The sequence below is a fragment of the Desulfobacula sp. genome, assembly GCF_021107415.1.
Genome location: NZ_JAIOSW010000087.1, coordinates 1 through 12,698, shown reverse-complemented (window position 1 = coordinate 12,698; position 12,698 = coordinate 1). Strand labels below are relative to the sequence as shown.

14 protein-coding genes are annotated in these 12,698 nt (G+C 39.5%); 5 read left to right on the top strand and 9 right to left on the bottom strand.

All coding sequences use genetic code 11. The features are described from left to right. The 4 genes from K8S13_RS04515 to K8S13_RS04500 all read right to left on the bottom strand — a co-directional run. On the bottom strand, window positions 1–238 hold a 238-nt coding region (locus K8S13_RS04515; RefSeq protein WP_291460764.1), incomplete at its 3' end, for a hypothetical protein. 14 nt (window positions 239–252) lie between these two features. Beyond that, complete coding sequence (locus tag K8S13_RS04510; RefSeq protein WP_291460762.1) at window positions 253–1,089, bottom strand: mechanosensitive ion channel domain-containing protein; 837 nt, start codon at window positions 1,087–1,089, stop codon at window positions 253–255. 129 nt (window positions 1,090–1,218) lie between these two features. Then, window positions 1,219–2,049, bottom strand: a complete 831-nt coding sequence (locus K8S13_RS04505; protein WP_291460761.1) for an MBL fold metallo-hydrolase — start codon at window positions 2,047–2,049, stop codon at window positions 1,219–1,221. Between the two features lie 77 nt (window positions 2,050–2,126). Next, on the bottom strand, window positions 2,127–2,954 hold the full coding sequence (locus K8S13_RS04500) for a 4Fe-4S binding protein (RefSeq protein WP_291460760.1): 828 nt from the start codon (window positions 2,952–2,954) through the stop codon (window positions 2,127–2,129). Between the two features lie 594 nt (window positions 2,955–3,548). Between K8S13_RS04500 and K8S13_RS04495 the strand changes: the two genes are divergently transcribed. Continuing rightward, on the top strand, window positions 3,549–4,475 hold the full coding sequence (locus K8S13_RS04495; protein ID WP_291460759.1) for a hypothetical protein: 927 nt from the start codon (window positions 3,549–3,551) through the stop codon (window positions 4,473–4,475). Here the strand turns inward: K8S13_RS04495 and K8S13_RS04490 are convergent. After that, complete coding sequence (locus K8S13_RS04490) at window positions 4,470–4,865, bottom strand: VanZ family protein (protein ID WP_291460758.1); 396 nt, start codon at window positions 4,863–4,865, stop codon at window positions 4,470–4,472. The two genes, K8S13_RS04495 and K8S13_RS04490, sit on opposite strands and share 6 nt — an antisense overlap. Next, complete coding sequence (thrS, locus tag K8S13_RS04485) at window positions 4,849–6,762, bottom strand: threonine--tRNA ligase (protein WP_291460757.1); 1,914 nt, start codon at window positions 6,760–6,762, stop codon at window positions 4,849–4,851. Before thrS ends, K8S13_RS04490 begins: the two co-directional genes overlap by 17 nt. Before the next feature lie 86 nt (window positions 6,763–6,848). Here thrS and K8S13_RS04480 point away from each other — a divergent pair, with 86 nt between their 5' ends. The 4 genes from K8S13_RS04480 to K8S13_RS04465 are packed head-to-tail and all read left to right on the top strand — an operon-like array spanning window position 6,849 to window position 10,714. Continuing rightward, entirely contained in the window at window positions 6,849–7,970 is a 1,122-nt protein-coding gene (locus tag K8S13_RS04480; RefSeq protein ID WP_291460755.1) for a ribonuclease D, read from the top strand. A gap of 23 nt (window positions 7,971–7,993) precedes the next feature. Further along, entirely contained in the window at window positions 7,994–8,845 is an 852-nt protein-coding gene (dapF, locus tag K8S13_RS04475) for a diaminopimelate epimerase (RefSeq protein WP_291460754.1), read from the top strand. A 56-nt stretch (window positions 8,846–8,901) separates the two neighbouring features. After that, the gene (locus K8S13_RS04470) at window positions 8,902–9,747 is read left to right on the top strand and encodes an ARMT1-like domain-containing protein (RefSeq protein WP_291460753.1); all 846 of its coding nucleotides are present in this window, start codon (window positions 8,902–8,904) and stop codon (window positions 9,745–9,747) included. Window positions 9,748–9,775: 28 nt separating this feature from the next. Next, entirely contained in the window at window positions 9,776–10,714 is a 939-nt protein-coding gene (locus tag K8S13_RS04465; RefSeq protein ID WP_291460752.1) for a radical SAM protein, read from the top strand. A 37-nt stretch (window positions 10,715–10,751) separates the two neighbouring features. Here the strand turns inward: K8S13_RS04465 and K8S13_RS04460 are convergent, their stop codons facing one another. The 3 genes from K8S13_RS04460 to K8S13_RS04450 all read right to left on the bottom strand — a co-directional run. Further along, window positions 10,752–11,246: a PocR ligand-binding domain-containing protein gene (locus K8S13_RS04460; protein WP_291460751.1), complete on the bottom strand. Its 495-nt coding sequence runs from the start codon at window positions 11,244–11,246 to the stop codon at window positions 10,752–10,754. A gap of 124 nt (window positions 11,247–11,370) precedes the next feature. After that, window positions 11,371–11,751 (bottom strand): CGGC domain-containing protein, encoded by a 381-nt coding sequence (locus K8S13_RS04455; RefSeq protein ID WP_291460749.1) that lies wholly within the window; start codon window positions 11,749–11,751, stop codon window positions 11,371–11,373. Window positions 11,752–11,811: 60 nt separating this feature from the next. Continuing rightward, a partial coding sequence (locus K8S13_RS04450) for a (Fe-S)-binding protein (RefSeq protein WP_291460747.1) occupies window positions 11,812–12,698 on the bottom strand: 887 nt, incomplete at its 5' end.

Sequence of the window (12,698 nt, the reverse complement as noted above, 5' to 3'; positions counted from 1 at the left end):
GACGGATAGGAAGTTTGGCATTGATGAGTTGATCCACTGCAAGATGTTCAATCTCTATCATTCCGGCAGTTGTATTATCATCAGCCAGCTTAAGTACAAAACAGGCGCCGTCATCTTTTTTTATCAGATAATTTTCATTTTCACCGGCCAGCCTGGAAATTTCACCGGAAAAATCATATTCAATTTCCATCAGACTTGTAATGGTTTGGCTTGAATAGTGTGAATTTTTATCCGCCATAAAGTAATAGCCTTTTATTTCTCTTCTACCTGTTGGTTGAACATATGAACATCCTGTTGCGGATAAGGAAAGCTGATGCCTTCTTTATCAAATGCTATTTTGATTTTTTCAGTTAAACCAAAATAGACATTCCAGTATTCAGAGGTTTTTACCCAGGGCCTGACAACAAAGTTCACACTGCTGTCGCCAAGCTCAGACACGGCAATGGTAGCTTCCGGTGTGTCCAGAACCCGTTCTTCTTCTTGAAGGAGTCTGTTAAGGACTTTTTTTGCTTTTTCAATATCATCGTCATATCCGATGCCGACCACAAGATCCACTCTTCGGGTATCATTGGCTGTCACATTGGTGATGACATTGCTGGTGATGGCAGAATTTGGAACAATCACTTTCTGGTTGTCCGGGGTGTGCAATGTGGTATTAAATAAAGAGATACTGACAACATTTCCGGTCACACCCCCAGTGTTAATAAAGTCCCCTACACTGAAAGGACGGAACATGATCAGCATGACTCCTGATGCAAAATTTGACAAAGAATCTTTCAGGGCAAGGCCAATGGCAAGACCGGCAGCACCGACAATAGTAAGAAAAGAGGTTGTATTAATCCCCAGTTGACCTACCACCGCAATAATAACAACAATTAACAAGGTATAATAGATGATGCTTTCAAGGAAATTAATCAGGGTGGTATCCACTTTGTTTTTTTCAAGAAGTTTTGTGAACAGCCTTGACAGTTTACCCGCCAGCCATTTTCCAATAAAAAAGATAAGAATGGCAGCAAGTAATTTTATAGAATAAGTGGTTATCCAATAGGTAATTGTTTCAATAATTTTGTCAATGTTAATGTTGTTCATATTAACCCCTTTTAATAGTAGAACGTTAAAAGTGTTTTTGGTCTTGTCTTTAAGTTATTAAATCACTAGTCTTTCCATGATTTTTATTTTAGTAATATATCCCTTCATTTGGTTGATTTCAATCGGTTTTTAATATTGAAGCGAAAGTCCAACCCCGACTTCTTTTAAATTCACCACCTGGGACAGGGCAATTTTTGATTCAAGGTCTGTACAATGACAGGCATGAATCTTTGCGGGGTGAAGGTTTTTAAAATAAGAGATCGTACCTTCAATTTGAGACTTTGGAGGATTTTGCAGATGAAATCCTCCGATGACATCCAGTATCCGCGGGTCATTACAGATTTTTTTTGCATATTCAATAATATTACAGATCCCTGCATGGGAACATCCGGTAATAATGATGAGTCCTTTTGAAGTTTTATAGACAAGGGCAGAATCTTCAATGACATTATCATCTTCAGTGGCCCCGTCTTTTCTGCCAAATGTCAGACGTCCTTCAAAATCATTTGTTCTGGGTATTTCTCCAAGAAAGATAAGGTGCCCGGTCAAAAATTGAGGTTCTTTACTCAAGTGAAGATCAAAATGTTTGGCAAGTCTTTTTTTTGAAATTAAAGACCCAAATTCTCTGAATCCTTCTGCACTGGCACTCGTCAGACTTTCAGGATGTGCAACCAGGGCAGGGCGTGAAAAAGGACGGTGTTCAATTTCCAATTCGGCAAAATATCGAATCAGAGGGTCCAGTCCCCATGTATGATCCAGGTGGCTGTGGGAAAGAATAATAAAATTCAGATGAGCCAGGTTTTTTCCCATTTTTTGAGCATTTTTGATAAAGATATCCGAATAACCCGTATCAAATAAAAAGGTTAACCCCTCATCCTCGATGAGAAATGATAATCCGGGCTCTGCCAGAAAATACCGATCAATAAGAGTATTGTTATCTACAAGAACAGTGAGCTGCATGATAATCTCCTTTTTTGTGTTTAAATTGTCAGCACCATTTCATACTGACCTTGCCGGGAATAATGAAACTCACCAACTCATCCGGGGCCAAACCTGAGACCCAGCGCCCCACCGGTTTTTCTGCAGGCATCCACACAATCGCCGCAATTGGTACATTGTGCTTCGCTACTGCCATTTAAGCGCCTTGGGTCCAGATCAAGGGAACAGGCTTTTTGGCATGGACATGGTATCTTGCTTCCAATACATCTTTTTTTTTCGAAAATAATTTTAAGCCGAAAGGGGTTGAATAGCTTGGCAACAGCCAGAAGAACGGATTGCGGACAAATCCAACGACACCACAACCGGGTGTGGAATACAAATTCTGCCAACAAAATTGACCCGATAAACCAGATCCCGGCGGACAGATGTTTTTGAATAAAAAGATATTGAAAAATGTTTGAATACTGGAACGGCAGAGACATCAGATTTAAAACCGGTGAGCTGAAAAAAATCCAAAAGACTAAAAAGCCTGCACAAAAGATCATAGTCTTAACCTTAAATCCGCTTTTCTGAAGTTTGATATTGCTGGATTCTCTGGGCCAGACCCGGCAAGATAGTCTGTTTACCAGTTCTGACAACAATCCAAAGGGACAAATCCAGGAGCAGAAAACTATACCCAGGAAAAATGCAATGGCCAAAACCATGCCGGCACTGATCAAAAGCCCGGTCGGCAGGTATTGATTTTTAACGATTACCTGAAAAACAGCGAGAGGATCAGAGAATGTTAAACTACCGATATGGATGTTTAAAAAATTGCCCCAGATAAATTTGAACCCTGCGGCGTTCAGTATGGGAAGCAGGATAAAAAGAACAGCCACACCTGTCTGCAGTGTTCGCCGCCAAATATGAATATCGATTTTTTTCATCCAGTACCGGTTTTACCGATAATTGTCCTCACAAATGATGGTGATAAAAAAATGTTTCTTATCTAAGGGGAAAAAATATAAAAAACATTCCTCATGCAAGTCAAGCAAAAAAGATATGATCCATATTATGATTTGTTTTCCAATCTTTTCTTTTTTATAATACGCGCCGAGCAATCCGTCAAATTTGCTTGTCTTCGCAAGTTTCTTGGCAATTTTCCATTCATAAAAATCAATCGATAAATTATAGTTAGCTTCTTTAAAGGCACTACGGACAATTTTACAAAAAAAACATTGTCTGGAAGATCCGGACCATAAAAGGGAGGCCAAATATCTGTGACAAGTTTTATAGTTTGAGGTTTAGCAGGCTCTTGAGAATTTGTCGAGTTCAAAGGAAAAATAACTAAAAGAAAAAGAATAATTGAAACGGACTTTAAATTAAAATTTTATAATATTTCATTCCTTTATAGAAAATAGATTGACAACAAAAGGATAATTTTGGTTTGATAGCAACCTTGGATGAAAAGCGCATGGACATGGAAATGTTTTTGCCTATTCCGGCTTTGACATATCGAAATTTAAAAAGGGGATGGTTTAATGGATCAAATGGCCCAAAAAGTGAAACAATGGATTAATGAAAAAAAAGATCCCAGAAGTGCCCATTGGCAGGCGGGTCTTGAGGCTGTTATGGAGAGATTTTTTTCTGATATGGTCCCGGGAAGGCTTATACCGGTTCGTCCTCTGGAAGAAAAAGACATGCCGGTATTCAATAAAGTTCTGGAACAGCTTGACCTGAGCCCCGGTCTTTTAGCCGCCTTTTTACCCCCTTTTGTTGCTGACGCCATTGTCCCGCCGGACTCGGCTGAAGAACTGGTGCGTATTGAGAAGGGAAAGCCATCCTATAAGATTATAATTCTGAGACCGGGTAAAGAAAATCGAATTCTCTGTGTAGAGTGCTCTGAACATGCCGGCAAACCAGGCGTGGACATTTTTCAGTCCGGTACCCTGTTGGGAAGCTTTAATTATGAAACCCATGAGGGTTGTATTTCCGAATTACCAAAAGTCATCCGGGCCCATATCTGGGAAAAAAACAAGTGGCAGCACAAAGATTATATTTCCTATACCATGAACTGGTTTGAAAAAACACAATATCTTGGCGGGGCAGATGTGATTGTGGATGAAAATTATTCTTTTTTCCACAGTCCCACATTGATAAAAACTAATAGGATCGACGCTTTGTTTCTGCTGATATATGAGGTATTGCACACCCGTTTTCAAGATCCTGAAGATTTGTATAAAGATTTAAAGGTAACGGGGAAAAAAGCTGAAAGCAAAGAAATGCGGCTTTCAGCCTATAATACCCTTGTCCAAAATTATATGCTTGATTTGTTGAACGTGATGAAAGGACTGGAACTCATTGATTTTAAAAGTTTTACCAATGTGGAAAACGAGGAGTTTAAGAACGAATTTGTCAGAACGGTCCGGAAACTGGTCGCAGATCTGGATGATATGCCTTTGTCATAATTCATTTTTGCGGGATAAAAAGTTTAAATAAAAAAGACAGCCAGCCAAGCTTCCAGCACAATCTGCAAGGAAATCACAGGCAGAAGCGTATCTTAAAGGTACAAAGGCCTGGTGGATTTCATCTGACAGTCCATAAAGACAGGCAAAAAGAGTCGCAATGATTTTGATTTTTGCAAGAGACCAAAAAGGTTTTTCTGCTTTGAGATTTCTGGCAGTAAGGATGGAAAGAAGAGCATAAACGCCAAAGTGAAGCACTTTATCGTCATAGGGGAATAAGGGCTCTGAAATAATACCCGGAAAGGAAGACTGCCAGAAAATAAAAATGCATAAGACCATAACCGGCAGTCTGTATAAAAGAATCAGGGCAAGCTTGCTATAGGATTGCCTCATCCAGGGTTCTTTCTTTAATATGATGTGATACGGATTTAACAAATTCATCCATGGAAAGGCCCATTCGGACCTTGCCGTCAAGGGTTCTGACAGAAAGGGTTTCACTTTCTTTTTCTTTATCCCCTAAGGTGATAATCAGCGGGATATAATTAAGCTGGGCATCCCTGATTTTTTTTTTCAAGGTTTCGCTTCTCTTATCCACCTCACACCTGATTTTACAGGTTTCAAGTTTGGATTTGATCTGCTCGGAATAGTCTGCCAGATCCTGGTTGATGGGAAGCAGGATGGCCTGCACAGGTGCCAGCCACAAAGGAAATTTACCGGCAAAATGTTCAACAAGAATGCCAAAAAATCTTTCCAGAGATCCGTAAATAACGCGGTGGATCATTATGGGCCGGTGCTTTTCATTATCTTTGCCCTTGTAGGTCAGGTCAAATCTTTCCGGCAGGGCCATGTCCAATTGGACTGTTCCACATTGCCAGGTTCTTCCCAGGGCATCCTTGATATGGATATCAATTTTAGGTCCGTAAAATGCACCATCCCCTTCATTAATAACGTATTCCAGGCCATAGAGTTCCAGTGCAGCCTTAAGCCCGTTTGTGGCGCTTTCCCATTGTTCGTCCGAGCCAATGGATTTTTTGGGTCGCGTTGAGAGCTCCAGGTGAAAGTTTAAGCCGAACCTGCTGTAGATCCTCTCGGACAGTTTCAGTACCCCAAGTACTTCTTCCTCGATTTGATCCGGTGTCATGAAAATATGGGCATCATCCTGGTGAAAGGCGCGAACCCTGAAAAGACCTGAAAGTGCTCCGGATAGTTCATGCCTGTGAACCAGACCGACTTCACCGGCTCTTAAAGGAAGATCCCTGTAGGAATAAGCTTTTGTTTTGTAAAGCAGCATGCCGCCGGGGCAATTCATGGGTTTGATGGCATATTCTTCATTATCAATCACGGATGTATACATATTTTCACGGTAATTTTCCCAATGACCGCTTTGTTCCCAGAGTTTCCGGTTGAGCATAAGAGGGGTTTTGGTCTCCACATAACCTGCAGCTCTGTGTTCATCGCGCCAGTATTCTAAGAGTGCATTCCATATTTCAACACCCTTTGCATGGAAAAAGGGCATGCCCGCGGCTTCATCATGAAAGGAGTATAGATCCAGTCTTGTCCCCAGTTTCCGGTGATCCCGTTTTCTGGCCTCTTCAACCAGGTGGATGTATTTATTGAGTTTCTTTTTATCAAAAAAGGAGATGCCGTAAAGCCGTTGGAGCTGTTCTCTTGTCTGGTCTGCTCTCCAGTATGCACCGGATATTTTTAACAGTTTGAATCCTTTAATCATACCGGTATGGGGAATATGAGGCCCCCGGCAAAGATCAATAAATTTGCCGTTCCGGTAAAGGGATATTTCCTGGGTATGGTCAAGTTCATTGATGAGTTCAAGTTTAAACGGGTTGTCCTTGAATATTTCAAGGGCTTCTTCCTTAGAAACGACGTTGCGCTCAAAAGTGTTCTTGGCTTTGATGATTTTTTTCATTTCAGTTTCAATGGCCCCGAGATCATCTTTTGAAATCGGGTCCATATCAATATCATAGTAAAATCCGTCTTCCACCACAGGGCCGATGGTCAGTTTGGCATCCGTATAAATGTTTAACACGGCTTCGGCCATGACATGGGCGGAAGAATGCCTTAAAATTTCAAGACCTTCATCGTCTTTGGCAGTTATAAAGCTGATGGAAGTATCTTCTTTGATGGTCTGATTTAAATCCAAGAGCCTTTCATCAATTTTCATTGCCACACAGTTTCTGGCAAATCCGTCTGAAATACTTTTGGCAACATCCATGCCGCTGGGATTGTTTTCAAAGTTCTTTATACTATTGTCCGGAAATGTTATGTTGATCATCTTGTTTTTCCATTGTGTTATGTTGTCGGTTTAATATAAAACATGAATTTTAGAAGAACTGGTGTAAACAATCAAGGGAAAAAATATTGAATTACAAGTTTATTGAATCGGACGGGGAACTGAAAAACGTCTGTGCCGACCTTTTAAAGGAAAAAATAATCGGGGTGGACCTGGAAGCGGACTCCATGTACTGTTTTAAGGAAAAAATCTGTTTAATTCAGATTGCAACGGCAAAGCAGGCATTTCTGATTGATCCGTTTGAAATTAAAGAAGTATCCCCGTTTTTAAAGGTGCTTGAAAATAATGATGTGATAAAAATATTTCACGGCGCTGATTTTGATGTCAGAAGTCTTGACAGGGATTATCATATAAAAGTGAATAATCTTTTTGATACGGAAATTGCCTGCCGGTTTTTAGGCATTAAAGAACGGGGGCTTGCGGCCCTGTTAAAACGAAATTTTAATGTAGATGCAGATAAAAAATATCAAAAGGCAGACTGGTCAAAACGTCCGCTCAAAAAGGGGATGATTGAGTATTGTGTGGGAGATGTGGCATATCTTACAAAGCTGCATGATATTATTCATAAGAAGCTTGTGGCAAAAGGGCGGCTTTTGTGGGCAAAAGAGGAGTTTCAAATACAAGAGCAGGTCCGGTATGAAAATAATCATAGCCTGCCCTTGTTTAAAAAATTTAAAGGCGCCGGTAAAATAGATAACAGGAGCCTTGCGGTTCTTGAAAATTTATTGCAGCTCAGGATAAAAATTGCAGAAAAAAAGGACCAGCCCTTATTTAAAATTATATCAAACGCCTCCTTAATGACCATGGCCCGCAAGAAACCTGTGACAATTGATCAGATGCTGGAGGTAAGGGTGTTGAGCCCGAAACAGACAGACATGTATGCAACTCAATGCGTTCAAGCAATCGTTGCGGCAATAAATCTTGATCACAAGGTGTTGCCCTCGTATCCAAGAACCAGGAGACCGAAAAAAGATAATAGTGTTGAGGAAAGAATCAAACGGCTGAAAAAGATGAGGGAAAAATTGAGTGTCACAATAGGAATGGAACCGGGATTTTTATTAAATAATGCATTGATTGGTTCCATTGCTTTTAAAAAGCCCGCGACCCTTAAAGACCTCTTAAAGATCGAACATATCAGGCATTGGCAGGGGGAGGCTATTGGAAGTGATATTATTTCAAGTCTTGGATAATGCCGGTCATGACGGAGCAGAACATGAAAATTGACTTTATTAAAATGGAAGGCCTTGGCAATGATTTTATTATCCTGGATGACCGGGATACAAAGATAGAACAATATGAGAATTATCCGGCATTGGCAAAAAAGCTTTGCTCAAGACATTTTGGCATTGGTGCCGACGGTATTATCCTGATTCTTGAATCCCGCGATCATGATATTAAATTCAGAATATATAATTCCGACGGGTCACAGGCCCAGATGTGCGGCAACGGCATGCGCTGTTTTGCCAAATATCTGTATGAGAAAAAGATGATTGGTAAAAAGGCCATAAGGGTGGATACAAAGGCCGGAACCGTCATCCCCGAGGTAATTACCAATGATAAGGATCAGGTTCAGTCGGTAAAGGTGGATATGGGGGAACCTGTTCTTGCCTGTAGGGATATACCATTTGAAAGTGGGAATAAAAAGGCCGTTGATGAACCTCTGGCAGTAGGGGATAAAGAGTATCGCATTACTGCCGTGTCCATGGGAAATCCCCATGCAGTCATATTTGTTGATGATGTAAAAAAAGTTGATATCGTGAAGATCGGTCAATTAATTGAAAACCATGAAAGGTTTCCTGAAAAAACAAATGTTGAGTTTATTGAAGTGGTAAACAAAAGCGAATTGAAAATGAAGGTATGGGAAAGGGGCGCCGGGATAACACTGGCCTGTGGCACAGGTGCGTGCGCTGCTCTTGTTGCCGCCCATCTTACGGGCAGGGCATCCCAAAAAGCTATTGTCCACCTGGATGGCGGAGACCTTGACATTCACTGGGATAAAGCTTCAAACCATATTTTTAAGACAGGCCCTGCCACCCTGGTGTTTGATGGCAGGATCAGGATTTGAGGCACATGAACCCGATGGTTTTTTAAAGATAAATTTAAAAGAACAAATATAAAGATATGAAGACTTACCTGGATTGTATTCCCTGTTTTATGGGTCAGGCCTTGCGTGCAGGCCGCATAGCAACCAAAGATGAAAAAAAAATAAAAGACCTGCTCAACGTCATAGGTGGTTTAATAAAAGATATACCAATGGAAAACACGCCACCTGAAACTGCAAGAATTATTTATCAAAAAATCAGTGAAATAACAGGAGTAAATGATCCTTATAAAAATATTAAAAAAGAAAATATTAAAGAGGCATTATCATTATATCCTGAACTGAAAGAAATTATTAAAAAATCAAAAAATAAATTATTAACAGCAATTCGTATTGCTATTGCAGGCAATGTTATTGATTTTGGTGCCCTTAATGATTTTAATATTGTTGAAAATGTAAAAACTATTTTAAACCAGGATTTTGCCATTATTGATTTTGAAAAATTTAAAAATGAATTAAAAAATACAGAATCAATTTTATACCTTGGTGATAATGCAGGAGAATCGGTTTTTGATAAAATTCTGATAGAAGAATTAAATAAACCGGTCACCTATGCTGTGCGTGAAATTCCAACAATAAACGATGTCACAATAGATGATGCTGTGGCTTCAGGCCTAAATGAAGTTGCTCAAATCATTTCTTCGGGAAGTACTGCTCCTGCGACAATATTAAGTTTGTGCAATGAAAATTTTTTAAATAAATTTAATAATGCAGATTTGATTATCAGTAAAGGGCAGGGAAATTACGAAGCTCTTTCCAATGTAAAACAAAATAGAATATTTTTTATGTTAATGGCTAAATGCTCTGTTATTGCAAACGATTTACAAGTTAAAAATGGCGATATTGTTTTAAAAGCAATAAATTAAACTAACCTTTTAAATAAAAGAAAGACATATGTATAAATATCTTTTCGGCCCTGTCCCATCCAGACGGCTCGGCATGTCACTAGGAGTTGACCTGGTTCCCCATAAAGTATGCTCTTTAAATTGTATTTATTGCGAGTGCGGACGAACAACCAATTTAACAATACAAAGAAAAGAGTATATTCCTTATGATGATGTTGTTGAGGAATTAAAAAATTATATGAAAAATAATCCTGCTCCTGATTATATTACTTTTTCAGGTGCCGGAGAACCAACCTTAAATTCTCGAATAGGCGATGTATTGGATTTTATTAAAACAAATTGGCCTGATATTCCCGTAGCCTTATTAACCAATGGAAGTTTATTCAACCATGAACAGGTCAGAACTCAGATTTTAAAAGCCAATCTGGTTTTACCTTCCCTGGATGCTGCTTCTGATTCAGTTTTTCATAAGATTGACAGACCTTTTCATGAAATTACTATTAAAGATTACATTCAGGGACTGATTGATTTTCGAAAAGAGTATAAGGGTAAAATCTGGCTTGAAATTTTAATTTTGCCGGATATAAATGATAGCATTAAAGATTTGCAATTGCTGAAAAATGCAATTATTAAAATTAATCCCGATAAGGTGCAGCTGAATACTTTGGACAGACCGGGAACCGTCAATAATTTAAGACCGGCAAATAAGGCTGAATTGCAGCAGATTATAAATTTCTGGGATTTTAATAATACTGAAATAATTGCATCCGTACCCGAACGTAAAGATATGAAGTCGTACCGTGAGGATACTGAAAACGCTATTTTAGAAACAATTTCAAGAAGACCGTGCACTCTTAACGATCTTAGTAAAATATTAGGGATACATATTAATGAGATAAATAAATATCTTGGCGTGCTTGACGGCGATGGGAAAATTGAAACAAACCGACAGGAAAGAGGCGTGTTTTATCAAACCAGGCATAAATAGCGCCCGCCCGAAACCACCAATTTTCCCAACACCGGTGCTATTTTAGAATATTGTTCAGGTATTTTTGAACAAAATCAACCAATTTTTTTATATCATTTTCAGAAATATTTTTAACAGTACCAATTTTTTTTTCTAATTCCAGATCATCTTTTCCAATCGCTTTTTCAATAAAAAAAGTTTCGACTTCACCATCAGGAAGAATATGACCGCAACCGCCCACAGTGCCCAAAAATTCTTGTTTATAAAAAATAGGGACGGCAAATTTAACAAAGCCTGCATCACATTCATCAACAACAGGTTGTTTTGTTTTTGCCGTCTCTTTAGTAAAGTATTGATTTGCTACAGCACATACGGCAGCAATCCCTTCGGGGTAAGATTTGATTGTAGGGCAGACTTCATTTGCCCATGCTGCAAAGGAAGTGATACGATTGCCTTGATTATCATACACGCACGCATTCATTCCGGAACGATCATATAATTCTTTTTCAAAGGCTTCCCATTTTTCTAGAGGAATTATATCTGTAAGATTCATTTAATTTTTCCTTATTTCATATTTAATAGTAGTATTAAATTAATAATAAATTATTTTGTTTTAAACGACGGGATCATAACGGTTTTTTTTTAAATTTACAAACCCATTAATCGTTAAAAACAACTTAATCCAAAACTTTTGGGGTATATCCTTTGGGCAGATGAGCTGTTCCAAGAACACACGGCAGTCCTGTTTCTTTATGGATTTGTTCAGCAATTTGAGCAAAATTCTCACAAAAGCCGCCCTTTGAGTCATCCCATCCATTTTTTGTTTTTGTTGCAAAAGAACAAGTGACAAAATGAATTCCCTGGGCACCCTTTGATTTAAGAATTTTAGCAAGTTCTGCTGTTTTATCCCCGGGACAGCGGCAGGTAAAAACTCCTGTAAGGGTACATTCATCATATTTGTCAAACCCCTGCTTGGTTTTAGCAAGAGCTGTAAAACAACCGGTTAAGGGACATCGGTCCTCATTTTTTTCACAACGAATAATTGCAATATTTGTCATTTTTTTCTCCTGAATATTTGTTAAAATTTAAGTATTATTAAACTCAATAGCTTTTTAAAATTACAATATCAGCGATTCAGATGCCAGGTATGCCACAGTATTAACTTGTATCCCCAGTTTATAATGATCAGAAAGCTCTCCAAGCTGCCTGTGGCAGGATAGACAGGCCGTGGTAAGATGGGACAGGCCCGTTGCCTTCATCTGGTTTACCTTTGGTTTCCCGGTAATCATTCTTTTCATGGTAGTGGTGCTGTCCTGCAGCATGCCACCGCCACCGCCGCAGCAGACACTGTCTTCCCTGTTGGGGGTGAGTTCCACACTACCTTCACAGATCATGGAAAGCAATTGTCTCGGAGCATCATACCCCCCTGATTTCCTGCCAATATTGCAGGGATCATGATAGGCAATTTTATAAGGGTGCACGCCTGGATCAAATTTTAACACGCCTTTTTGGGCATATCGAAGGATGAGTTCCGGCATGCTGACTACTTCAAATCCGGGTTTTCTTCCGATTATATCTTCCAAAAGGTATTTTAGTGTATGATATCCATGGCCGCACTCTGACAGCACAAGGGTTTCAATCCCAAGTTCTTCGGCAGGCTCAACCACCATCAGGGCCATTTTTTTTGTCATATCATCCCTGCCCGTAAAATAGGCCCAGTTGGTCACATCGGTATGACGGCAAGACATGGTCCAGGTCTCTTTTATGGCATAAAAGAGTTTTGCCATGGCGGTTAAATGCAGCAGGCTGGTGGCAAGCTCCCTTGGGTTGGGGAGATATAGAAATTTTGTTCCTTTAATATCATGGGGAATCATGGCTTTGGGATCATCCACTTCATCAACAAATTCTTCGCTGAGCCATTCAACGGTTTCCACAAACTCATCTTTGGTCAGGGCGTTGACATCTCCCAGTTCGATACGGTTTTTAATTCCTATTTTAATGTCAT

What these genes read in the sequence shown, in the direction of transcription:
- K8S13_RS04510 (WP_291460762.1), bottom strand. Translation starts at nt 1,089, where the DNA reads ATGAACAACATTAACATTGACAAAATTATTGAAACAATTACCTATTGG.
- K8S13_RS04505 (WP_291460761.1), bottom strand. Translation starts at nt 2,049, where the DNA reads ATGCAGCTCACTGTTCTTGTAGATAACAATACTCTTATTGATCGGTAT.
- K8S13_RS04500 (WP_291460760.1), bottom strand. Translation starts at nt 2,954, where the DNA reads ATGAAAAAAATCGATATTCATATTTGGCGGCGAACACTGCAGACAGGT.
- K8S13_RS04495 (WP_291460759.1), top strand. Translation starts at nt 3,549, where the DNA reads ATGGATCAAATGGCCCAAAAAGTGAAACAATGGATTAATGAAAAAAAA.
- K8S13_RS04490 (WP_291460758.1), bottom strand. Translation starts at nt 4,865, where the DNA reads ATGAGGCAATCCTATAGCAAGCTTGCCCTGATTCTTTTATACAGACTG.
- thrS (WP_291460757.1), bottom strand. Translation starts at nt 6,762, where the DNA reads ATGATCAACATAACATTTCCGGACAATAGTATAAAGAACTTTGAAAAC.
- dapF (WP_291460754.1), top strand. Translation starts at nt 7,994, where the DNA reads ATGAAAATTGACTTTATTAAAATGGAAGGCCTTGGCAATGATTTTATT.
- K8S13_RS04470 (WP_291460753.1), top strand. Translation starts at nt 8,902, where the DNA reads ATGAAGACTTACCTGGATTGTATTCCCTGTTTTATGGGTCAGGCCTTG.
- K8S13_RS04465 (WP_291460752.1), top strand. Translation starts at nt 9,776, where the DNA reads ATGTATAAATATCTTTTCGGCCCTGTCCCATCCAGACGGCTCGGCATG.
- K8S13_RS04460 (WP_291460751.1), bottom strand. Translation starts at nt 11,246, where the DNA reads ATGAATCTTACAGATATAATTCCTCTAGAAAAATGGGAAGCCTTTGAA.
- K8S13_RS04455 (WP_291460749.1), bottom strand. Translation starts at nt 11,751, where the DNA reads ATGACAAATATTGCAATTATTCGTTGTGAAAAAAATGAGGACCGATGT.